The sequence below is a fragment of the Streptomyces inhibens genome, assembly GCF_022221585.1.
Taxonomy (GTDB): domain Bacteria; phylum Actinomycetota; class Actinomycetes; order Streptomycetales; family Streptomycetaceae; genus Streptomyces; species Streptomyces inhibens.
Genome location: NZ_CP084681.1, coordinates 7,357,410 through 7,381,333, shown reverse-complemented (window position 1 = coordinate 7,381,333; position 23,924 = coordinate 7,357,410). Strand labels below are relative to the sequence as shown.

Genomic DNA, 23,924 nt, shown 5'->3' with positions numbered 1-23,924 from the left:
GGGGCGCCGACGGCCAGGTGGCTCGTCCGGTCCCGTGGGGAGGAATGCGGAACCGGTGCCTGCCTGACCGTCGGCTGTCGGGGTTCCACCCCCAAGGGGGTGAAGTGGCAAGGGATTACCGGTCGCTGGTCGCGACCTGCCTTGCCGATTCCGGCCCTTCGTCGTGCGCCAGAGAGCCTGAAAGCTCCATCCGATTCGGGTAATTGCCGCTCTGCCGTCGGGAGTTGCCGTCGTGCGCGTTCGTTACGGCTCCGCACTCATTCCCCGATTCGACCGTGAGTGGCACCGCTGCCCAGACGGTGCAGCTGTTGTCGGCCTCTACTCTGCGCCCCCATTTCGAGGACGACTTGGCGACCAATTCCAGACCGCGGCCATGCTCCTGCCCCTGCCCCGGGCGGCGCATTCGTGGCACTGATGGCGTGCCTCCACGGTCGTGCACCTCGACATACAGGAGGTTCTCCGACCTCCACAGTCGGCAGGTGATGCGGTTGCTGGCGGAATACCGGATCGCGTTGGTGAAGAGCTCTGACAGGACGAGCAACACCAGATAGCGTGTGTCGGCATCGTGGATCCGATGTCCGTCCAGCCACGTACGTGCCAGGCTTCGGCACACCGGCACCGCCCGCTTGAGCGGTGGCAGATGAAGCACTACGCGCTGCGCCGAACGCCAGCAGTCGGTTGGTATCAGGGCGCTCGCCGCCGCGGGCCAGCTGTCGATGTGCCGGGCGGTCAATATGACTTCGGCCCCGTGCATGGTGGTGGGTAACACGACTACCCCTTTCGTACGTGCCTCACGGACCCCGATGCCGCTTTCGCCTTGTGAGGCTACCGGCGCCATCCTCGCTCTGTTCCGCCGGCGGCTTTCGGAGTTCACCGGGCCGCCGCGTACTGGGATTCCGCACCTCGATTTACCTCATTCATTCAAGCAGTGCGCAGGCCGCCCCGGAAGGCGCACAGCGAAGCGAAGAGAGCAACCCGGAAGATTGAGGGGTGAAGTAATATCAGCACAAGAAAACGGTTGTGCATTGACAGAAATACGCGAGAAGGCGACGGCATCTTGCAGATGACGACCAGGTGGCGGCGGGACGCTGGAAAAACAGCGGCCGGAGCGCAGGTGAATTAGCAATTACCGGGCCGGTGCGCCCAGTTATGTATGGTACTGGTTCCGCCCGGTAAATTCAGGAAGCACGCTTGAACAAATCGGCGTTCGGCGGGCACACGATTGTGCCCGCCGAACGCCGAGTGATCCGCAAGGACCGGTGAGGGTATTACGTCGCCGCCAGCTCCACGCCCAGAAGCTCGGCGACACCGACGGCGAGCGCCGCGATCGTCGGATGCTTCCACACGAAGTCCCGCGCGAGCGTGACGGCACAGGAGCGTTCGATGCGCGCCCGCAGCTCCATGGCCAACAGGGAGTCGAACCCCAGCGACTTCAACGGGGTCTGCGGGTCGAGAGAGCCCTTCCCCAGCCGGAGAACGGCGCGCACATGGTCCGACAGATGGTCTTCCAGCGCCGCCCGTCTCGCCAGACCGGCAGGCAGGGCGGCGAGCCGGGCACGCATGTCCTCGGGGCCGGCCTGGGAGGGCGCGGCCTGCTCCGCCGCGGCATCGCCGGACACCCCGCCGAAGAACGGAAGATGCCGGCCCGCGGGCGGCACCCAGGTGTCCGGCGGGCCGGGGATGACACCGGTCTGGACCCGTCGCTGGGACAGCAACGCGTCCAGGGCCGCGAGGCCCTGATCCGTGGGAATGGTGCGGTAACCGCGGCGGCTGAAGTCCGTCGCCACACCGGTCTCGCCCCACGGCCCCCAGTTGACCGACAACGTGGGCAGGCCCCGTCCGGAGCGCCAGGCCGCGAAGCCGTCGAGCCAGGAGTTCGCCGCGGCATAGGCGCCCTGACCGGGGTTGCCCAGCAGTGAGGCCATCGAGGAGAACACCGCGAACCAGTCCAGCGTGTGTCCCGCCGTGGCGTGATGGAGATGCCAGGCGCCGACGGCCTTGGGCAGCCAGACCCGCTTCAGCTGGTCGTCGGTGACGTTGGTGATCACGGCATCGTCCAGCACCATGGCGCAGTGCACCACACCGTGCAGTGTGCGCCCCTCGGACACCGCCGTGGACACCAGCCGTTCCGCGGTGCCCGGTTCGGCGATGTCACCGAGGATCACCGACACCTTGGTGGTGTCGCCGCACCATGTGGCGAGCGTCTGCGCGACGTCCGGGGACGGGGCGGAGCGGCCGTTGAGCACAAGGTGCCCGGCGCCCTGCTCCGCGAGCCACTTCGCGGTGGCCAGGCCGAGGCCGCCCAGCCCGCCGGTGACGATGTAGGCCCCGCCCTCCTGTACGGGCAGGTCCATCTCGGGCAGCACGGCGGGCGCGGACCCATGCCGGGGCACGGTCAGTACCAGCTTGCCGACGTGGTCGGCGGCTGCCATGGTGCGAAAGGCCGTTGTGGCCTCCGGAAGCGCATACTCCGTGCAGTGCAGGGGTTTGAGCCGGCCGTCCTCGAACGCCGTGAGGACTTCCTTCCACACCTCGGCGAATGTCTCGGGGCGGTTCCGCTGCAGCTCGATCAGGTCGACGGTGCTCAGGGTGACGTTGTGCCGCAGCGGCCGCATCCCCAACGGAGCGTCCGAAAGGATGTCGCGCACCCCCAGCTCCACGAAACGGCCGAACGGGCGCAGCGTCTCCAGACCCGTCCGGATGGCCGCTCCGGACAGTGAGTTGAGGACGACATCGACGCCTTCGCCTCCTGTCGCCTCGCGGGTGCGCTCGCCGAAGTCCAGCGTGCGGGAGTCCATGACATGGCTGACTCCCATGCTCCGCAGATAGCGGCGCTTGTCCTCGCTGCCGGCGGTGGCCAGCACCTCGGCGCCCAGCAGCCGGGCCACCGCGATCGCCGCCAGACCCGTGCCACCGGTGGCCGAGTGGATCAGCACCCGTTCCCCGGAGGTGAGCCGGGCGACCCGGCGCAGCGCGTACCAGGCGGTCACGAAGGCGATCGGCAGCCCGGCCGCGGCGATCGGTTCGATGCCGAACGGGACGGGGGCCACCGCTTCGGCCGGGACGGTCAGGAAGGAGCCGAACGCTCCGCCTCGCAGATCGATGGCGATCACCTCGTCCCCGACCTGCGGACGCTGCACCCCGGCGCCGACCGCGCTCACCACACCGGCGCATTCGAAACCCATCCGGTAGCGGACGTCCGAGTCACCGGGCAGCAGGCCCATGGCCGTGAGCACATCACGGAAGTTCAGACCGGCGGCGGTGATCCGTACCTCGACCTCACCGGCCTGTGGGGCACGCCGTCCGGTGACGGCGTACTCCAGGGTGGACAGATCGCCCAGGCTGCCGGCGCGCAGCCGGAACCCGTCCACTCCGTACCGCACGGTGCAGGGGGTGGCGATCTGGTCCCGGTCGCGTGTCGGTGCGGCACGTTCCAGACGGGCCACATGCCGGCCGCCCGCGCGCAGGGCGACCTCGTCGTCGTCCGCGTCCGCCAGCAGTTCCAGGGCCACTTCCTCGGGATCGGCATCGTGCGGATCGGCGTCCACCAGCACCGGCCGGAGCTCCGGATGCTCCAGCGCACCGACCCGCACCAGTCCGCGCACCGCGCTCTGGCCGACGTCGATGACGTCCCCCGGCACCACGCCACGGGCCCCCCGGGTGACGACGTACAGACGCGGTGACGTGTTGGTGGCGGTGATCGCCTGAACGGCGCCGAGCAGCCTGCGGGTGCGCCACAAGGACTGCTCCGTCGGTTCCCCGCCACTCGCGCCTCCGCACACCAGCACCACACCGCGCGGGGTGTCGAGCGCGGCGGCCAGACGCTCGGTGAGGGAGTCGCGGAACGTGTCGAGGGGGGTGTCTTCCAGGGGCGGATCCCAGACCACCGTGCGGGCACAACGCGCCCGCAGGGCCGAGGCCAGCGCCCGGGCCGAGCCGTCCGCCTCCCCCACGATCACCCAACTCCCCGGTGCGTGGCCCCCGTCGGGCGTCGCACGGGGCGCGGACCGCCAGCCGACCTCGAGGAGCCAGTCGTCCACCGCCGGTGCTCCGCGTACCGCCCGTCGTGCGAAGCGCAGGCCGTTGACGACGAGGACGACCGCACCGCTGTCGTCCAGGAGGCGCACGTTCGCGACGACGGCCTCCGGCGTGACCTCGCTGACGTGTGCGTGGCAGTACGCGGCGCTCAAGGGATCGCCGATGACGCGCAGCGCCTGCATGCCCACCGGCAGCACCAGTCCCTGGTCCTCCTGGTCCATCAGGGTCGCCACGGCGAGCTGGGCGCAGATGTCGAGGAGTACCGGGTGGACCGGCAGCCCGGGTGCGGGCGTGTCCGCCTCGGACGGGACGCCGACCTCCGCCCAGAAGCTGTCGTGGTGGCGGGTGGTGTGCAGTTGCGTGACACCGGTGAAGGCCGGGCCGTGTTCCAGTCCGCGGCGGCGCAGGCTCTGGTAGAGGTCGGCCGGATCCAGCGGCAACGGGTGACGCAGGCTCATGGCGTCGACGGACCGCTGCCGGTGCTCGGGCCGTACGCTCAGCCGGTGCAGCACCGCGTCGGCCTGCCGCTCCCATGCGCCCTCCTCGTCGCGCGCGAGGATCTCGCAGTGCGCCCGGTCCGGTGCCGTCATCGTGACGACCGTGCTGATCTCGGTCTGCCGCTCCAGCCGCAGCAGTTGCTCGAAGTGGATGTCGGTGACCTCCACCTCGTGCGGGGCGACGCCGAAGACCTCGCAGCCCGCCATGAGGGCGAGGCCGCAGTGGGCCGCTCCGGGGAAGACCGGGTTGCCGTGGACACGATGGTCGGCGAGCCAGGGCAGTGCGTCGGTGCCGGTGTCGGCGTGCCAGCAGTGCCGCGTGGGTTCACCGGGCACTTCGGTGTGCTGGCCGGGCAGATGGCTTCTGGGGGCGGTGGCGCCGTCCGCGGGGTGCGCGGCGGCCGCCCAGTGGTGGCGGCGGTGGAAGGTGACGGTGGGAGCGTCCACGAGGTTTCCGTCACCGTAGAGGTGGTGCCAGTCGACCGGGACACCGGCGCAGTGCAGTGCGGCGAGCTGGGTCCGCACCATGGTCTGGTCGTCCTCGTCGCGGCGCAGCGTGGGCAGCACGACGGGGTCACCGACCAGACCCTCCAGGCTCTTGTCGACGGAGTGCACGACCACGGGGTGGGGCGAGATCTCGACGTAGACCGCGTGCCGGTCGGCCGCAGCGGCGGCCACCGCCTCGGCGAACCGGACCGGGCGGCGCAGGTTGTCGCACCAGTAGTCGGCGTCGAAGGCCGGCGTCTCACCGGCTGCGACGACGGTCGAGTAGAACGGCACCTTGGGCGGCCGGGGAGCAAGATCGGCCAAGGCCGTGCGCAGGGCCGGCAGCACCGGATCCACCAGTGGGCAGTGGGAGGCGACGTCCACGGCGATCGGGAACACCGGGATCTTCCGCGCCTCCCAGGCGGCGGCCAGCCGGCTCACCTCCGCGGTTCGTCCGGCGATGACGGTCGAGTCGGGCGCGGAGAGTACGGCGATCGAGACGGTGTCGACCGCACTGTCCGCCAACTCCTCCCGCACCGCGGCGGCGTCCAGGCCGACGCTCACCATGCTGCCGGTGCCGGCGATATCGCTCAGCAGACCGGAGCGCCGGCAGATCACCCGGACGCCGTCGGCCAGGGTCAGCGCTCCGGCCACCACCGCCGCGGCGACCTCGCCCATGGAGTGGCCGATCACCCCGGCGGGTTCGACACCGTAGGAGCGCCAGGTGGCGGCGAGGGCGATCTGGAGGGCGAAGAGCACCGGCTGCACCGTGGCGCACCCGTGGACAGGTTTGCCATGACGCACCACATCGAGCACCGACACCTCGCTCTGCGCCTGGATCAGCTCGTCGACCTCGGTCAGCGCGTCGAGGAACGCCGGCTCGGCCCGCAGCAGGCCGCGCCCCATGCCGGGCCACTGTGAACCGTGACCGGAGAACACCCACACCGGCTGCCGTTCCACCGCGGCGCCCACGGCGCCGGTCACGACCGAGGGCTGCCGCTGCCCGGCGGCGAAGGACCGCAGGGCGCCGGTGAGTTCCCTGCGGGTGGACGTCACCAGCCCCATCCGGCCCCGGCCCGCGCAGCGTCGCAGGGCCAGGGTGTGGGCGATGTCCCGCAGCGGCACGTTCGCGCCCTCGCCCTCCATCCAGTCCGCGAGCCGGGTGGCCGCGGCGGGCAGCGCGTCGGCAGAACCGGCCGCCACGAGGAAGACATCGGGCGCGGTCTGCGTCGGCCGCTCGGCGGAGGTACGGCGCCGGGCGGCCGACGGCTGCGGGGCCTGCTCCAGCAGGGCGTGGACGTTGGTCCCCGAGAAACCGAAGGACGACACGGCGGCCAGGCGGGTGGGCGCCTGAACGGGCCATGCCGTCAGCTCGGTGGGGACGAAGAAGCGGGTGTCCCGTGCCGTGATGGCCGGGTTCCACCGTCTGAAGTGCAGGTTCGCCGGAATGGTGCCGCGTTGCAGGCACAGCACGCTCTTGATCAGTCCGGTGATTCCGGCGGCCGGTTCCAGATGCCCCACGTTGGTCTTCACCGACGTCAGGGCGCACCGGCCCGGCCCGTCGCCGTAGACGTCGGCGAGGCTGGCGAATTCGATCGGGTCACCCACCGGGGTGCCCGTGCCGTGGGTCTCCACCATCCCCACGTCCCGGGGGTCGACCCCGGAGCGCATGAGGGTTTCCCGGTACAGGGCCTGCTGGGCGGTGACCGACGGTGCCGCCAGCCCTTCGGACGAGCCGTCCTGGTTGGTCGCCGAGCCCCGCAGCACCGCCAGGATCCGGTCACCGTCCCGTACCGCGTCGGCGAGGCGTTTGAGGACGACGACGCCGCAGCCCTCCCCGCGGACGAACCCGTCGGCGTCGGCATCGAAGGTCCGGCAGCGTCCGCCGGTCGACAGCATCCCCATCCTGGCGAAGGACCGTGTGATGCGCGGCTGGAAGGTGAGCGTGACACCTCCGGCGAGGGCCAGGTCGCACTCACCGGCGCACAGCGCCTGGCGCGCCATGTGCACGGCCACCAGTGAGGAGGAGCAGGCGGTGTCCAGTGCGACACAGGGTCCTTGCAGTCCGAGCAGGTAGGAGACACGGCCGGCGGCCACACAGTGGCCATTGGTCAGGATCGACCCCGCCAGTTCCTGGGGCGCTCCCGCCAGATGGTCCATGTAGTCGCTGTAGCTGATCCCGGTGAAGACGGCGGTCGGTGTGCCTCCCATCCGGTCCGGCGGGAGGCCCGCGTGTTCCAGGGCCTCCCAGGTGACTTCCAGCAGCAGACGATGCTGGGGGTCCAGGACGTCGGCCTCGCGGCCCGAGACGCCGAAGAACGCGGCGTCGAAGCCCGTGACATCGCGCAGGAAGCCGCCCTGCGCAGGGGGTGCCGCTTCAGGATCCCCCCGGCCGAGGGAGCCCCCCGGGGCGAGGCGCCGGCGCTCGGCGGGAAGTTCACCCACCGCGTCGCGTGCGTCAACCAGCAGCCGCCACAGGGCTGCCGGTGAGTCGGTGTCTCCGGGGAGCCGGCATCCCATGCCGATCACGGCGATCTGCTCCGCCTGTTGCGTGGATGGTGTGGTGGATGTCGAGTCATGCGTGTCGTTGTTCATCTCGTCTCCGTACGTCGGCGCAGTCCGTCCGCGGTCACACGGCATCCGGGCTGCCGAGGAGGATGGCGTTCTTCACGCCGCCGACCTGGTAGTTGAAGGTCAGGGCGTAGTCGAAGTCGAGCGGGCGGGTCCGCACACCGGGGACCGGGTCGAACGGCAGGTCGGCCGGCTGCTCGCAGTTGGCGGTGGGGCACACCTGCCCTCGCTCCATCATCATCAGCGTCATGGCGACGCCCAGGCATCCGGCCGGCGCGCCGTTGTGGCCGAAGCAGCCTTCCTGGGACGTCATCAGCACCTGGGATTCGGGCCCGTAGAGCTCGCTGATGGCGTTGGCCTCGAAGGCGGTGACGACGACATTGCCGTCGCTGCCGCCGTGCACGTACGGCACGTCGTCGATGCTCCACCGGTCGCCGAGACAGCGGCGGACGGCGGTGACGAGTTCGGCGCCGGTCGCGTCACAGGCAAGGGGGTTGGCCAGCCCGTCCCGGGTCATGGCGGTGGACAGCACCTGGCCGTAGATGTGCGCACCGCGCCGGGCCGCGTGTTCCCGGCTTTCCATGATCACGGTTGCCGCGCCCTCGCCGTGGTTGATGCAGTCCGCCCGCCGGTCGTAGGGCCGCATCAGGGAACTGAAGGACGGCAGCAGGTCCGGCATCCCGGGCGTGCGCAGGGAGTCGTAGCTTCCCTGCGCACCGAACAACAGGCGTTGGATGTTCTGGATGAGGTGGACGTCGAAGACGTCGACGCCGGTCACCACCACGATGTCGGCCTCGCCCTGGGCGATCATCCGCCGGGCGTTGCCGATCTGTACGGCGGACGAGGCGCAGCCGCACGAGACGGTGTAGCAGGGGCCGTTGGACCGGGTCAGCGCCCCTTGCACCAGTGCCACATCGGAGGGTGTCACGGCTTGTTGGGCCGCGACGAACAATTCCATGGCTTCCGGTGCGGTGGTCGTGCCGGGATCGGCCCGCAGCACCGAAAAGTAGCTTTCGATGTTCGCGTCCACGCCGCCGCGGCCCACCAGGATCGCGGCTTCACTCAGCGCTCCGTCGCGGAAACTCAGCCCGGCATCGAGGCATGCCTCCGCCATCGACACCAGACCGAAACGGTGCGCCGAGGTGTAATGCCGGGAGAAGAACGGGGGCACGTCCGGGAGGCGTTCGTCGAACATCTCCTGGGTGAGTTCGACGGAACCGTAGTAGACCTCGTTCCGTTGGAGGCATGACTGGCCGTTGGCGGCGATGTTCCACACGTCGTCGGCCGTGAAGACCGGCTCTGCCTGACCGGGCAGGCAGAATCCGACACCGGTCACCACAGCGCTCCGGCGGGCGTCGCGCTCTTCGAACTTCTCGGATTCTCTGTTCACGACACAACTCCGTTACTCCCTAGGTCACTCACGAGGTGACCAACGAGGATCTTCATGTTTCTTCCCCTCTTCGGATGGGCCTGCTCCTCGTACCGCACAGCGCCTACTCGGCAATGGACGTGCGGTAACACCAGCGATATACGGGGACCCGATCTCCATCCACCTCTACGTATTCGCCGTAGAATTCGAAACGCTCGTACCCGTTTCCCCGCACGAGCCTTATCGGATTGCCTGTATCGTCGCGTGGATTCTGCGGCAGGGCCTTTCCCTCCGGCCCATCGACGAGGATCACTAACCTTCTACGAGGCATATTTCACTCCCGTGTTCTTTCGCGGTGGATTTCTCGGCCGCCTCCCTCATTTCTGTGCCGGCCGACTTCACAGGTGAGGCGGCAGGGCCCGGGTGCACGTCACCGCGGTGCTGCTGCCGCCGGGGGTGACGGCGATGACGGGGACCGGGCCCGCCGGGCCGGGCGGTACGACGACGGCGACACGGTGGTCGTCGACGGCGGTGAAGGCGGCGGGCACGGCCCCGCACAACACGGCGACGGTGCGCCCGAGTCCGGTGCCGGTCAGGGTGACCAGGGCGCCGCCGGACTTCGGCCGTGTCCGTGGAGAGACCGTCGTCACCACCGGTGGCGGCAGGTAGGCGTAGGAGACCGCGTCGCTGGTTCCGCCGGCGGTGGTCACGGTGACCGGCGCGTTCCCGGCGCTGCCGGCGGGGGCCGTGACCTCGATCCGGGTGTCCGAGCCCGCCGTGAAGTGACCCGCACGCACGGCGCCGAAGTGCACCTCGGTCGCATCGGAGAGGCCGATGCCGGTCAGAGTCACGGCATTGCCACCCGCGAGCGGCCCCAATTGAGGTGCCATGGCCATGAGTTGGGGGGCGTCGAGGGAGTGGCGGGGAATGCCGGTCCGGGATTTCGGTGCCAAAGGGGCTGGACTGCTCGGTGAAGCCTGCACTGCCGTATCCCTTCCCGTGGGGGCAGTCCCGGCCGGCTGCGGGAGCCGGTCAGGCTCGCCCGGGGCAGCGGTGGAGCGGTGGCCGGCCGGTCAGACGCCCGGGCCCGGCACGTGGGTGACGCGCACGGACACCGGGGCGTGGGTGCCGACGGCCGCCGGCTCGTCGCCGAATTTCACTGCGGTGACGCGGGCGAGGCTGCCGGCCATGGAGACCGTGGTTCCACCACCGGCAGAACCCTGGCTCGGGGAAAGCAGCATCGCTCTTCCTTCGTTCTGGAGTTGCGGGCGTTCTGGAGTTGCGGGACATATCCGAATGTGGGGTCGACCGGAAAGCGGCCGGACCCCTGCGTCCGGAGGTCAGTTGTCAACCGGCACAACCGGCGACACCGCCGTGCGGGGCGCGTTGTCCGGTGCGTTGTCCCGGACAACTACGGCCGGCAGGGTGACCGGGCCGAAGTGGCGGGAGATACCCCCGACGACGTGGGCAATACCGCTGCCCGGACAGGGGGATTCGGCATAACTGCCGGGGAGGGTGATCGCGTCCGGTCCGGGTCGCGCCGCGGTACCGGGGACGTAGCGATCTGCGTCCACCTCGGTGGCGAGGGAATTCCGGGCGGATTCCGCGCGAGCGGGAGGGGTGCGCAGTCCCACCGGGGAAACCACGGTGGTAGGACGCGGGAGACCCGCCGCACCTGCATTGACTGCGTTTGCCGCGTTGACCGCGTTGACCGCGTTGACCGCGTTGACCGCTACGACGAGCGCCGATTCCTCGCCGGGCACCGGGACCGCCTGGTCCGATTCACCGCCGGACCGGGCACTTGCCGGTGTCGCGGTGAGGCCCAGGATCAAGGCGCATACGCCGTTGACCCAACGAATGGTGGAAATGATTCGCATGACGCGCCCCCTGGATCGGGTGGCGGTGGCCGGTCAGCCGGTGCCGAGTTACCGACACCGGCTGACGGATCCAAAACCCTCTACCGGGGACGCCCATACGGCATCACGGTCTGACCGCAACCAGGCACGGGGCCGGGCCAACGAGTAGGCCAGATGCCGCTCCCCGGAGAGGATGGGCGGCCCACCGGTTGGATGCAACTAGTTATCCATGCGCCACGGCGCGCTACAACAGTCAACCGATAAGGCCACCCGATCGGAGCAGCGTGAAAAGAGCAATCTCGTACCAACTTGCGCAGTGGCCTTAGTTGATGCCTTTATTCGACCCATGACTGATGAAGCGCTCGATTGCTCACTGCTCCTGCTCGGTCGCGAAATGAAACCGTGTGCAGCAGAGAGCTCGCCGCTTGTCATTCCCCTGCGCGGAACTCAACTACCGCCCACGCAACGGCAATAGGCGGCGTCGGCGCGAGGCACAGCCCGGCCTTTCTCAGCCCCCGGTACGGCTGTCACCCCCGCACACAAGGCGGCACATCGAAGCGCTCTCCGACAGGGCGCGCTCGGTTCACAGCACCGTTCACAGCACCGTCCCTCGTGTCATGTGGCACCGCTCCGGAACACCGGTTTCGCGCTCAAGAGTCCATCGCACTCAGAACACCGAACGGCCGGAAACTCTCTCTCAGGCAAGGTGATTCGAGAATGAACAGTAATGGCGTGTTCCGGTCTCCCCTGGAGACCGGCGCACACACGACGTCACTGACGGACTACGGAGAACGGAGGTGGTCGGCGGCGATGGACGGCCTGGAACCGCTGACCATGTCTCCCTACCGGGCCGGGTGGCGGTTGCGTGTCGTCCCCAGCATCGGACACATCCTCGTCCCGAAGGTCACCCGCCGTGTCGTCAACCGCGCGCTGCACTGCTGGATCGCCGACGAATGCGGCCTGTCGACGGTGAAGAACAGCCTTGCCGTGCTCATCCGCGTCCTCGAACAGGCCGTACGCGACGGTGTACTCGACGCCAATCCGGCCCGGGTGGCCGGCTGGCAGCAGGAGTACCAACGCGCCCAGACCGAACGCACAACGCCCCGTTCGCTGGCCCTGCCGGATCCGGAGGCACTCGACCAACTGGCGACCACACTCGTCCAACGCTCCTCGGACGGCCACGAAGGGTGGGGGGAGATCGTCCGGTTCGCCGCGTGGACCGGTACCCGTTTCAGTGAAGTGTCCGGACTGCAGGCACAGGACATCGATATCAGCACCTGGACCTGGCAGGTCCGCCGCTTCACCACCTCCGAGCCGGACGGTCTGGCCGACCGCGCGTACCGGGGCCGGAATCAGCGTGTGGTGCCGCTGCGCCCGGCCGCACGGGAACTGGTGGCCGGGCGGCTGGCGGCCGCGCGTCACACCCCTCTGGTCCGGCTGTTCACCGGTCCGCTCGGGAGCCGGTTCACCACCGCGGCGCTACGCAGCGCGACCCACTGGGACGACGTCGTGGTCGGCCTCGGTCACGAGCACCTGCGACGCCACGATCTGCGCCACACCGGGCTGACGTGGCTGGCCGACGCCGGACTCTCGCTGCCCGAGCTGTGCAGCGTCGCCGGTCACCCCTCGCTGGACACCGCCCGGCGCTATCTGCCCCCCGACAGGCAGCCCGGCCGCGCACAGAGCGACTTGGGAGCCACGGTCAGGTTCGGCCCCCGCCCGTGATCCGGACGGGGGCCGAACGGTGTGCGTGCGCCCTCCTACGGGGCGACAGCACCGGGCCGCTCAGCGAGGTCCAGGCAGGTCATACGCTGCTGATGGACCTCAGGAGCCGCGGCCCGAGCCGTCGTCCGTCGGAGCGGGCCCTCACAGATAGGTGAACGACCCGGCGTTCGCGGTGCCGCCCGCGGTCTGCACGATCACCCCGACGGTCGACCCGGGCGTGCCCGGAGGCACGATCCCGGTCAGGGAGGTGCCGCCCACGCCGACCACCACTCCGGTGGCGGGAGTGCCCCCGAAGAGCACGGTCGCTCCGGTGAGGTTGGTACCGGTGATGGTGAAGGCGGCTCCCGCGACAGCGGAAGCCGGCGTCACGGTTCCGGTGACCGTCGGTACCGGCGGAAGGTAGGTGTACCCACCGGGGACGGTGGAACTGCCGGCCAGGTTCGACACGGTGACCGGGACGTTGCCTCCGCCGACGGGCCCGGCCGGGACGACACCGAACAGCAGGGTGCCGGTGGGGTCCGTGCCCAGTACGGTCGCCGGGGTGATACCGAAGTTCACGCTGGAGTTCTGCAGACCGGAACCGGCGATGGTGAACGGGGTGTTCCCCGAGGTCGGTCCCGAAACGGGGACGATGGCCGCGGCGACCGGCGGGGTCGGTGCCACGTACATGTAGGTCACCGGGTTGGTGGTGCCCGCCCCGTTGGTGGCGGTGACCTGCACGGCACCAGGTGCGTGCGCCGGAGGCACCACCGTAACGGTCAGCCCCACCGGGTCCTGTCCGACGATGGTGGCCGCCTGGCCCCCGAACAGAACACTGTTGGTGCCGGCCAGGCCGAGCCCGAACAGTGTCACCGTGTTGTTGCCAGCGGCCGGCCCCGAGTTCGGCAGCACGGCGAGCAGAATCGGCCCGAAGCCGGGCAGCTGCACGGGCAAGGTCAGTTGGGGTGTGGGACTGGACATGAAGGTCCTCCTGCTGTCTGCGGCTTGTCGCTCGGCCCCGCTCGTGACAGATACGGCTCACAAACCGGAGCCCGAGCACTGGCAGCAGTCGGCCGTACGGGAGGACAACACAGGCGGCGCACACCCGGCCCGCTCACACATGGAGCGTGCAAAGGGCCGTCGCGCTACTGGCCGTCCTTCGAAGCCCTACAGCGAAGAGGGCTGGCGGGTGGGCCGACTACTGAAGCCCGAGGGGGATGGACGGCCCACCGACCAGGCCTCACCAGTAACCCAGAAGGGTTGTCACCGGACAATCGCGTTGACACACAACCACCCTTACGGCGCAGCGCACATGACCTCCACTTCACACCCCCGGCCCAACAGGCAAGTTCCCGCCACTCCGCCTTGCGCGCCGACAACTGCCGACCACTGCCGACCACTCTCGCTGCCGACCACATCGCTTGCCGTCACTCGCTCAGGGTCCAGATGGAGCTCGTACGCGGTACTGCAGTCGCTGATCTCCACGCCCACCTCGACTCGACGACGACAGAGCCGGTTCCTTCCGCTCCTTCCGGTCTTCCCGTCCACCCGGCACACCCGGCACACCCGGCACACCCGGCACACCCGCAACGTCCCGAGTGATCGGCCCAGTTCTCCTTCTCCCGAAGTGACGAGGCCCGGCGAACACACCAGCCGGCCCTCTCCCTCACCATCGGGAACACAGGGACCACCGGGAAAGATCGGCAAGAGCCGTCCCACTCGGGCCGCACCGGCATCTCCGCCGTCTGCTGCAAGGTCACGGTCAACACCTGGCCACAGGCGGCTCACTGAACGTGAGTCACAACACGTTCTTGGACGGCGCGGGACGGGGCCTGGTCGCCGGTCAGAGGCGCCCAGGCGGCGGGTGTGGTGGCGGGCGACGACCCGACCCTGACGGCCTCGACCCCGGTGGGGGCACCAGCCACACGCCACGCACTGCCTTCCGACGCCATCACCCAACACACCTACCCGCCGGTCGAGTTGCCGATGGGCGCGCTCACGTGAGTGGTCGACGGACCGTACCTACTGACGCTGCCGATGCTGCCGGTGACGACAGGCAGAGCGGGCGGCTCGACGGGTCACCGAGGAAATCGATCTCCGAGGTGAGCGCTATGCCGGTGCTGTGCAGCACCGTCCGGAACACCCGGTCGGCCGCCTCACCGAAGCTCGTGGCGCTCGCCCCCGACCGCGCGACCAGCGTGTAGTGCCGCGAGGACACGCGTACCCCCTCGGCGAGCGGGCTGCGCAGCGCGAAACCGGACTGCTGGATCAGCCAGCTGGCGCTGACCCTGGTCGAGCCGTCGGAGAAGGAGTTCAGCGGCGCACCGTCCGCCCGCAGCCGGGCTCTCTGCGCCCCGCTGACCCTGGGGCTGAGGAAGACGCTGCCGACCGTCCGGTGGTCTGCGCCCGAGTCCAGCACCATGCCCTTCCCACGGCGGACGGTGAGCACCGCCCGCACCGCGTCCGTCAGCAGCACCCTGCTGCCCACCGGTACGTCGAGAACCTCGGCCACGCTCCGGTAGGTGAGCGGCGCGCTGAGCCTGGAGGGCCGCAGCGCGAGCGTCAGCACCAGGAGCGTCCAGCGGGTGGAGCCCTTGAACCTGCTGGTGCGATGCCCCAGGGCGCACTCGGCGGCCGACAAGGTCACCCTGCGGCCCAGTTTCCAGTCCCACGCCTCGACCCGGACCAGGCAGTCACCGATCTCCTGGCCGTACGCACCGACGTTCTGCACGGGCGTGGCGCCCACCGTGCCCGGAATGCCACTGAGCATCTCCAGTCCGGACAGCCCCTCGCCGATGGCGGTGTCCACCAGGTCCCCCAGAGGGTGCCCGGCCTGGACCTCGACCAGGACCCGCCCGTCACCGGCGGGCCCGAGCACCCGGACGCCTCGGGTGGCGATCCGCAGCACGGGCCGGTCGCACCCCGCGTCGCTGACCAGAACGTTGCTGCCGGACCCCAGGCAGACCGGGGGGCCGCCGTGCTGCCGGGCCCATTCGACGACACCGGGTAAGTCGCGAAGATCCCCCAGCTCCGCGAGGGTCCTGGCCGGCCCGCCCAGGTGAAGGGTGGTCATCGGCGAGAGCGGGGCGCCATACGTGATGCGCAAGGTCTCTTCTCCTCCAAGTCCGCCGGGATCAGGGACAGTCGAGCCGCCGGGCCACCGAGCCACCGAGCCACCGGGCCACCGGGCCACCGGGCCACCGGGCCACCGGGCTATACAGCCCAGCGGTCGGTCCGCCACCGTGCCGGGCGACCGGACGGGCGCCGCCCTTAGCACCTCCGCCCGGCCCGGGTCAGCCGCAGGGGGCCGGCGTCCGGAGTTCGCCGTCCAGTGCCGCCGTAGTGCGCAAAGTCGATCTACCGGGCGACGACCATCGCCTCACACTGTAGGAAGCGCGCCCACAGCCCGACCAGCCGGCTGCCGGCGCGCTCCGAGGTGACCCGTTCGTAGAGGCCCAGGGCATTCTCGGCCGCGACGTCGGCGCCGCCCACGTCCCACGTCCCCCCGACGAGCCGGGCCTCGGCGACGAGGTGTCTCCGTGGCCCATCAGTCCTGCACCGGCCACAAACCACGGACCGCAACCTGCTCCCCAGCTCGCCGGACAGAATCCCGGCCACCACGTGGGGCATGTCACGCCGGGCCACCGCACCCTTGAACGAGTTGCACGGCACCTTGTCGCTCATAGCGCCCCCGCCACGGGACCCGATACCGAGGACCATTCAGACCACACCAACCGGCCCAAATCACCCCAAACAGAACACCTCTACACCCGCCCAGCGGCCCCCTCCCCACGCCGCCGTGACCCTGGGACCCGATCACGGCATCCCGCTCAGGTGACACCGCTTGAATGATCAAAGTAGCGAGGGGCTAGCATATGAGCACCGCCTAGCTCGAAAGATAAACCTGTGACTGTCAACGACGACTCGTTCACCAACTGGAAGAACCGCGAGGAGATCGCGGAGTCGATGATCCCGATCATCGGGAAGCTGCACAGGGAGCGGGACGTCACGGTCCTGCTTCACAGCCGCTCCTTGGTGAACAAGTCGGTGGTCAGCATCCTCAAGACCCACCGATTCGCCCGGCAGATCGCCGGCGAGGAACTCTCGGTGACTCAGACGCTGCCGTTCCTGCAGGCTCTCACCACGCTCGATCTCGGCCCTTCCCAGATCGACATCGGCATGCTCGCCGCCACGTACAAGACCGACGAGCGCGGTCTCTCCGTGGAGGAGTTCACCGCCCAGGCCGTCGCCGGCGCCACCGGCGACAACAAGATCGAGTGCCGCGAGGGGCGCGACGTCGTCCTCTACGGCTTCGGCCGCATCGGCCGCCTCGTGGCCCGCCTGCTCATCGAGAAGGCCGGCTCCGGCAACGGCCTGCGCCTGCGCGCCATCGTCGTCCGCCAGGGCGGCGACCAGGACATCGTCAAGCGCGCCTCGCTGCTGCGCCGCGACTCCATCCACGGGCAGTTCCAGGGCACGATCACCGTCGACGAGGCGAGCAGCACGATCATCGCCAACGGCAACGAGATCAAGGTGATCTACGCCAACGACCCGTCCGAGGTCGACTACACGGCGTACGGCATCAAGGACGCCATCCTTATCGACAACACCGGTAAGTGGCGCGACCGCGAGGGCCTGTCCAAGCACCTGCGCCCCGGCATCGACAAGGTCGTCCTGACCGCGCCCGGTAAGGGCGACGTCCCCAACATCGTGCACGGCGTCAACCACGACACGATCAAGCCGGACGAGCAGATCCTGTCCTGCGCCTCCTGCACCACCAACGCGATCGTCCCGCCGCTGAAGGCGATGGCGGACGAGTACGGCGTCCTGCGCGGCCACGTGGAGACCGTCCACTCGTTCACCAACGACCAGAACCTGCTGGACAACTACCACAAGGCCGACCGCCGCGGCCGTTCGGCGCCGCTGAACATGGTCATCACCGAGACCGGTGCCGCCTCCGCCGTCGCCAAGGCGCTGCCCGACCTCAAGGCGCCGATCACGGGCAGCTCGATCCGCGTCCCGGTACCGGACGTCTCGATCGCGATCCTCAGCCTGCGGCTCGGGCGCGAGACCACCCGCGAGGAGGTCCTCGACCACCTCCGCAACGTGTCGCTGACCTCGCCGCTCAAGCGCCAGATCGACTTCACCACCGCCCCCGATGCGGTCTCGAGCGACTTCATGGGCTCGCGTCACGCCTCGATCATCGACGCCGGCGCCACCAAGGTCGACGGCGACAACGCGATCCTCTACCTCTGGTACGACAACGAGTTCGGCTACTCCTGCCAGGTCATCCGCGTCGTCCAGCACGTCTCCGGGGTGGAGTACCCGACCTACCCGGCCCCGGCGGTCGATCACGGCTGACCGTCGGATCCGTCGTCCCGAACGGCGGGTGGCGGTGGGGCGACAACCGACGCCGGTCGGCATCCGGCTGCCCTCCCACCGCCACCCGCCGGCCGGTGCCGGCACCGGCACCGGCACCGGCCGTACGCTCGGTTCACCCCCAAGTGAACTGCGGTAACGACACACAAGCGTCCACGCAGCCCGCTGACAACTGACGGCAGACTCCCCCTCACCCGGACCGGCGCCCCCTGCCTCGGGCCAGGGATATGCGGATCCGGCCTGGAGTGCCGGTCCGGCCGAGGGACGCCCCGGTTGGAGTGCTCCCGCGATGCTCTTCGCGGTCCTGCATGCGGTCCGCTGGCCTCCGAGCCCCGTAAGACCGTTCCCTCCCGTCGATCGCATGACCTGAGGGTGGTGCCACCGACCCAGCGGGGCCGCTGGAGACACTGCAACCTTCGGCGACGAGCCGCTCAACAAGCTCGGTCGCTCCACGTGATGCGTCATAGAAATCGCGTCACCACGAGGGTGTCGAGAGAATTAGCAGGTCAGGGGTACATTTTCCTTTCCGTCGCGGTCTATCAGAGGCGTGGGGCGTCAAATGGGCGTCACGACAGAGAAGCAACGACACTGCTACGGACTGCTGCAAGTCCGTACACCTGCCGCCGCGCCAGCCCGGAAGACCCTCGGTGCTCTCACTGCCAGGCTTCCTGCCCAGCCCGAACTGCCCGAGCACCCGGGCTACCCGCGTCATCCCCGTATGCGACGAGTTACGCGCCCCCCTTCGGGCCCAGGACGTCTGCGCAGCTCACGACCACGACCCACACTTTGAGGCGATGACGGAACCATTCAAGCAGTCATCAGAAGCCTGTCAGCGCCCGCGTCCCAAGCGGATGTTCTGGGTCCAGGCGTTCGTCCCACCCCTCGGCGTGATCTTGCAGGCGGTGGTGTAGCAGCGCCAGACCCAGGTGCCGTTCTGCCTGCGGCGGATCTCGATCTCCGCCCCGTCGCAGCGTCCGCAGCGGGGCGGAGCCGCGAAGACCGCCGCATGCTCGTGTTCCAGCAGCTTCCGGGCGAAGTGCGCACCCCGCATCGTCAGCATGACCTCACGTGTCCAGTACTGCGAGAGGACGTTGAGGCTACCGAGCATGACCGTCCGCTCGTCGATGACCGCGATCTTCTGGTGCATGACGTTCATCGGTACGACCACATGCGCAACGGTTCGCAGGTCGGTGATGAGTTTCTGGTTGGCCGGCTTCTTCTGGAGCTGGTCGGTGTCGTCTCGGATGAAGACACTGATCCGCACTCCGCGGTCGGCCGCCGCACGTAGCTCGGGCAGCAGGGAGCTGACCCGCTTCGCCACCCAGGGGGCCCAGAGCCACAGGGAATGTCGTGCGTGGCGGATCTCTTCGGTGAACGTACGGTAGAAGTCGCGTTCGTCGTCGATCTCCGTCACCTCGACATGCCGGCTCAGCACCTCGGCGAGCGCGGTGCCGAACTCCCCACGGAACGTGGGCGGCGCGGTCGATGGGGTGATCAAGGTCTTGGCCTGGAGGACCCGCACGCCGCGTCGGGTATCGATGAGCGCCGCGAGCTGCGCCAGGGCCGTTCCTGGTTTCGCATTCTTGACGCGTTCGCCGCTGGCGATGACGTACAGGCGGGTCTTGACCCGGGTAACGGCCACGTTGAAGAGGCGGACGCCGTCCCGGGGCCAGCTGCTGGCCGCCGGCTGGAGGTGGGCGCAGGCCATCCACAGCTCGCGGCTGCCCACCCCTCCCTCCACCGTGTCGAAGACGACGATGTCGAACTCCCGGCCCTGGAACTTGTGCGCGGTGCCGACCTCTGCCAGCGCGCCCCCTCCCGAGCCTTCGACGTCCCGCAGGGCCTCCAGAGTGGCGTCGGACTGGACTCGGTAGGGCGTGACGATGCCCGTTTCCTCGCCCAGCTCGCGGTGTAGCTCCACCAGCGCCCTCGCGATCAGTGAGCCCGCCGGCCACCAGCCGCTGCGGCTTCCGGTCAGGTGCGCCCTTGCCAGCTCGTGCAGCCCGTCCGTGTCGATCAGCACGATCTCCGGGTCGTCTGTGGGGCGGGCTGCCTGTGTCTGGCTGCCTCCGCCGAGCACTCCGCCATACGCGAGGTCGTTGGCCAACTGCATAACGGCGGGGCCGAAACGGTGCTGTTGGGTGAGGGTGACGCAGGCCGGGTGCGCCTGGGCGTCGGACGGTTCCGCGATCCCGCAATGCTGGAAGACGTCCGGAAGCAGCCAGCGTTTGATGTCCGCGCGATCCTGTCCCTTGAGCTCGGGCGGGATGACCGCGCCCAGCTGCATGAAGTCCCCGAGAAGGACCGCGGTCCGACCGGCCTTGCCCGTGGCGAGCAGAACTTCGGGCAGGGTGGCTGCGCCTGCCTCGTCCACGAGAACGACGTCGTACGGGCCCTCGAAGACCGCTCGGTTCGTGCGGAACCGGGCCAGGGTCGTGGCGACCAGCTTGGCGCCTTTGATGATCTCGCTCTGGGCGTCGCGGGCGAGGCGCTCGTACTCCTCCTGGACTTCCTGGTATTGCTTCTCCAGCGCAGGCTGCCGGGTCGTGTCGGCGGCTACCGCCGGGCGTAGGCGGCGGGCCAGATCGAACCGGGCCGGCCAGCCCTGCTGCTCGGCCCGCCCCGTCAGATCGCCAGCCTGCTGAGCCCGCTCCGCGGCCTCCTCCGCCCGGGCCTTGTCCTCTTTGCACCTGTCGTAGTGACGTCCGGCCTGCTGTTCTGCCGCCAGCCGGGCCTTGACGTCGGCCGCCAGGCCAGCGGTCTGTTCCCGAGTGAGCGCGATGGTGTCGACCAGAGCTGTGATCTGGGCGCCGAGGGCCGCGATGTGGGTGGTGGCCGTGGCGCGTGCCTCAGTCGCCGACTGCTTGGCGGACACGGCAGCCTGCTCGGCGTCGGCCAACTGCCGCTGCAGCTCGCCGACTTTTTCGCGCAGACGCCACTTTTTCATAGCGCCCTTGCCCTCTATTTCCTCCAGCTCCTGGCGCAGGGGGTCGCAGGCGCCTTCCGCCAGCAGCGCAGCTGCCTCACGGCGCTCTGCTGCCTTCCGCACCTGGACCACTTCCTCGGACAGCCGGTCGACCTGGCGCCACTGCGCCCGCGACGACTCCGCAGCCTTGTCGCGGGCCGCGGCCGTCTCGACCTCGGACAATGCGTCCCGGTACATCGCCTCGGAGTCAGCCACACGTCGACTGGCAGCTTCCTCACGCGACCGCGCCGATGCGAGATCCTCACCGGGCGTGCGAAGCAGCTTCAGCGCTGCGAAGTAGGAAGAGGAGTCGAATCCGGCCAGACTGCTATCTAGGGTGGCGAGCTGTTCGGCTCGGTGCTTGATCGCGACGAGCTCGGCTTCGAGGGCGCTGCGCCGGGCAGCCGTGTCCGCTAAGCGCGCCTTGATCATCAGCGGCAGCGACACCGAAGCGTCCTCGGCCACCTCCCGCAGATGCGGTGGGCCCACCCGGACTATGTCGCCGGGGTTGTGCTGCTTGGCCCGCACCACTCCGAGCAGAGCATTGTCCACGGCGATGTTCGTGGCCGAGACCAGCAGTACCCGGTCGCCCCTTGCGATGAGATCGCCGATGGCACGCTTCAGGACGGTCGTCTTCCCTGTTCCCGGAGGGCCCCACACCAGGTATACCCCCTCGCCGAGGCAGGCCCGGTACGCGTCGCCTTGCGCGGGGTGGAAGCCGGGCGGGTCTGCCTCGTGGGCCGGTGCTCCGCCGATGCGGCCAGCCGCCAGGGCTGCCGCCAGAGGGTGCTCACTGAGGCCGGAAATGCCGTCACGCAGGGCCTCGATGAGGAAGGTGGGCGGCTGCTTCAGCATCCACAGGTGCGGGTCGGCCACGTCCGAGAACTCGGCCACCCGTAAAGTCAGCAGGGAACCGTTCTGGACCATTTCTGAGACCGCGAAGCCGTTCGTCTCGACGCTGTCGTTCTCCGGTCCGGCAAGCCGCAGGCTGTCGAGCTGATCGGGCCCAATATCGGAGCCACGGAGGTCGACAGCGTACTGGCCGGCATCGCCGGTGCGTGCCGCCCGACCGATGCGCTGCCAGCGGGGCTGCTTGCCGGCACCGCCTTCGACGTTGATCCACTCACCGAGCGCCGTGGCGATCTCCTCGCGCCAGCCCACGTGCCAGTCCCCCTGTCTGTGGCCCTCGTGTCCGGAGCGACAAATCTACCCACGCCCACTAAGTGACATACAGCGAGGTTGTGTGATGGATAGTCAGAAGCGAGCGCACGGCCCTTGCTGGAGCCGGTGCAAGATGCCGACGACTACCGCGCCCAGTCCCGCGCCATTTCCTCGTCCGTCGCCTCAGTCGTCCTGTCACGAGCGATGGCCCCTCGAAATCCGCGGTCACGCGCAGGCCATCTCTCCGAGGCGCTCCCGCAATCACGCTGCCCTCCAAGGATTCACTGTGTGCAGACCTCCGAAATGCTCTGATACAGAACAAGTCCCAACCCGGTTGACGACCAAGACATCGCCTTCCGCCGCGATCTGAGCCATGCAGCGGCATCCGAACCGGATGGAATGCCGTCTCCGGAGATCAGGGAACCCTCCGCAGCGGCCTGTCCCGGACGTAGAGGCCGGAAGGTCGATCCAGTCCTGTGTGATCGCTTCCTACGGCGGGATGTCGATCAGTAGGCTTGTAGCAGTGATTCGTCGGTGTCCACGTCACCCACGCCGTTCTTTTGCGGCCGCGTGGATGCACACACCGAGCGAGGTCGCGCTGTCGTTACGGGAGTCAGGGGGGTGCGGTGAACGGCAGAACTTTGCCGCCGCGTATCGGTCCGTACCTCGTCGAGCGGCGGCTCGGCACGGGCGGCATGGGGGAGGTGTACCTCGCCTACTCCGTCGCGGGTGAACCGGTCGCGGTGAAGGTGATCCGGCCCGACCGCACGGATCCGCACACCCGCGCCCGCTTCGAACGCGAAGCGACGATCGCGCGCACGATCTCCGGCACGGGCCGTGTAGCCCGTTTCATCGACGCGGACCCGTTCGCCGAGGAGCCGTGGCTGGCCATGGACTACGTCCCGGGTCGCGCGCTCTCCGACCTCGTGAAGGACCAAGGCCCTCTCGCCGCGCCTCTTGTGGCGAGCCTGGGCGCATTATTAGCCGAGGGCCTGGCCGCCGTGCACGCCGTGGGCCTGGTCCACCGCGACCTGAAGGCGCCGAACGTCATTCTGGGCGACTTCGGCCCAGTGATCATCGACTTCGGTCTCGGCGCCTTCCTCGGAGCCTCCAAGGGCTCGCTCTCCCAGGCCGGCACTGTCATCGGCACAGTGCGCTGCATGCCACCCGAGCAAGCCTTGGGCGAGGTGGACATGACGCAGGCCGCCGATGTGTACGGCCTGGGCACGGTGCTTCTCTACGCAGCGACCGAACACTACCCGTACGACGGCGCCCGGTGGGAGGCGGTGGCCGCGCAGGTGGTCAACCCCGAGGTCGACCCCGATCTGTCCGGGCTGCCCAAGGAACTTGCCTCCGTCGTGACGCCGATGCTGGCGCACAAAGCGGATGACCGCCCCTCTTTGGAGGAGGTGACCCGGCAGTGCGCCGATCTCATGCGTCTGCTGGGTACGAGTCCAGCCCGCGCACGACGCGCGCTGATCCAGGAGACGACGGCGAAGGATCACCCCACGATGGTGCTTCCGCAGCCGGACGCACCGATGCTTGACCGGCTCGACTCGCTCGAGAGGCTGCTGCGCGAAGAGTTGGTGTCCGGGGAGCGAAACACCCCTGTCCCCACCGTCGCTGTTCAGCCCGGTACGAACACTGCGGGCGAGATCAGCGTCGAGATCTCTCTATCGCCCGAGCCCTTGACCGCGCTTGGTTCCGAACCCGGGAGCGGAAGACCGGCGGAGCCCGTACCGCAGCGAGGCCGTCCCCCCGCTTCCCGCAGGGTTGCCGACGAGCTGCGCGAGCGCTACGCGAGACGACCGGCACTCGCCTGGTCGAAGCGCTGAGCCGTTGCCCTCCTCCGCCCTCCTGCCAACGAGCCGACACAGTGCGGAACTCGGGGCGTCGGT

General features: G+C 69.2%; 14 protein-coding genes. 3 read left to right on the top strand and 11 right to left on the bottom strand.

The genetic code is table 11. From position 1 onward, the window contains the following. Positions 1-115: 115 nt before the first annotated feature. The 7 genes from KI385_RS33210 to KI385_RS33180 all read right to left on the bottom strand — a co-directional run bounded on the left by KI385_RS33210 (position 116) and on the right by KI385_RS33180 (position 10,838). Positions 116-769, bottom strand: a complete 654-nt coding sequence (locus KI385_RS33210; RefSeq protein WP_238575746.1) for an ATP-binding protein — start codon at positions 767-769, stop codon at positions 116-118. A 499-nt stretch (positions 770-1,268) separates the two neighbouring features. Beyond that, on the bottom strand, positions 1,269-7,616 hold the full coding sequence (locus KI385_RS33205; protein WP_238575745.1) for a type I polyketide synthase: 6,348 nt from the start codon (positions 7,614-7,616) through the stop codon (positions 1,269-1,271). Between the two features lie 34 nt (positions 7,617-7,650). Continuing rightward, a complete protein-coding gene (locus KI385_RS33200) occupies positions 7,651-8,982 on the bottom strand; it encodes a beta-ketoacyl synthase N-terminal-like domain-containing protein (RefSeq protein ID WP_238575744.1) in 1,332 nt (443 codons plus the stop codon). 103 nt (positions 8,983-9,085) lie between these two features. Further along, positions 9,086-9,292 carry a DUF5988 family protein gene (locus tag KI385_RS33195; protein WP_238575743.1) on the bottom strand — a complete coding sequence of 69 codons (207 nt, stop codon included), beginning with the start codon at positions 9,290-9,292 and terminating at the stop codon, positions 9,086-9,088. A 67-nt stretch (positions 9,293-9,359) separates the two neighbouring features. Next, entirely contained in the window at positions 9,360-9,857 is a 498-nt protein-coding gene (locus tag KI385_RS33190) for an IPT/TIG domain-containing protein (RefSeq protein ID WP_281066990.1), read from the bottom strand. Between the two features lie 177 nt (positions 9,858-10,034). Next, positions 10,035-10,202: an IPT/TIG domain-containing protein gene (locus tag KI385_RS33185; RefSeq protein ID WP_238575741.1), complete on the bottom strand. Its 168-nt coding sequence runs from the start codon at positions 10,200-10,202 to the stop codon at positions 10,035-10,037. A gap of 99 nt (positions 10,203-10,301) precedes the next feature. Then, positions 10,302-10,838 carry a hypothetical protein gene (locus KI385_RS33180; RefSeq protein ID WP_238575740.1) on the bottom strand — a complete coding sequence of 179 codons (537 nt, stop codon included), beginning with the start codon at positions 10,836-10,838 and terminating at the stop codon, positions 10,302-10,304. A gap of 696 nt (positions 10,839-11,534) precedes the next feature. Between KI385_RS33180 and KI385_RS33175 the strand changes: the two genes are divergently transcribed. Continuing rightward, on the top strand, positions 11,535-12,542 hold the full coding sequence (locus KI385_RS33175; RefSeq protein WP_238575739.1) for a tyrosine-type recombinase/integrase: 1,008 nt from the start codon (positions 11,535-11,537) through the stop codon (positions 12,540-12,542). A 141-nt stretch (positions 12,543-12,683) separates the two neighbouring features. Here the strand turns inward: KI385_RS33175 and KI385_RS33170 are convergent, their stop codons facing one another. The 3 genes from KI385_RS33170 to KI385_RS33160 all read right to left on the bottom strand — a co-directional run bounded on the left by KI385_RS33170 (position 12,684) and on the right by KI385_RS33160 (position 16,205). Then, on the bottom strand, positions 12,684-13,502 hold the full coding sequence (locus KI385_RS33170; protein WP_238575738.1) for an IPT/TIG domain-containing protein: 819 nt from the start codon (positions 13,500-13,502) through the stop codon (positions 12,684-12,686). 1,015 nt (positions 13,503-14,517) lie between these two features. Continuing rightward, the gene (locus KI385_RS33165) at positions 14,518-15,627 is read right to left on the bottom strand and encodes a UDP-N-acetylmuramate dehydrogenase (RefSeq protein ID WP_238575737.1); all 1,110 of its coding nucleotides are present in this window, start codon (positions 15,625-15,627) and stop codon (positions 14,518-14,520) included. A 251-nt stretch (positions 15,628-15,878) separates the two neighbouring features. Further along, on the bottom strand, positions 15,879-16,205 hold the full coding sequence (locus KI385_RS33160) for a hypothetical protein (protein ID WP_238575736.1): 327 nt from the start codon (positions 16,203-16,205) through the stop codon (positions 15,879-15,881). A gap of 222 nt (positions 16,206-16,427) precedes the next feature. On the opposite strand from KI385_RS33160, the gene KI385_RS33155 reads away from it, so the two are divergent. After that, positions 16,428-17,882, top strand: coding sequence for a glyceraldehyde-3-phosphate dehydrogenase (locus tag KI385_RS33155; protein WP_238575735.1), 1,455 nt, complete (start codon positions 16,428-16,430; stop codon positions 17,880-17,882). An 847-nt stretch (positions 17,883-18,729) separates the two neighbouring features. On the opposite strand, the gene KI385_RS33150 is transcribed toward KI385_RS33155, so the two are convergent. Beyond that, positions 18,730-22,026, bottom strand: a complete 3,297-nt coding sequence (locus KI385_RS33150; protein ID WP_238575734.1) for an AAA domain-containing protein — start codon at positions 22,024-22,026, stop codon at positions 18,730-18,732. A gap of 626 nt (positions 22,027-22,652) precedes the next feature. Between KI385_RS33150 and KI385_RS33145 the strand changes: the two genes are divergently transcribed. Further along, positions 22,653-23,861, top strand: coding sequence for a serine/threonine-protein kinase (locus KI385_RS33145; protein ID WP_238575733.1), 1,209 nt, complete (start codon positions 22,653-22,655; stop codon positions 23,859-23,861). The last annotated feature ends 63 nt before the right edge of the window (positions 23,862-23,924 follow it).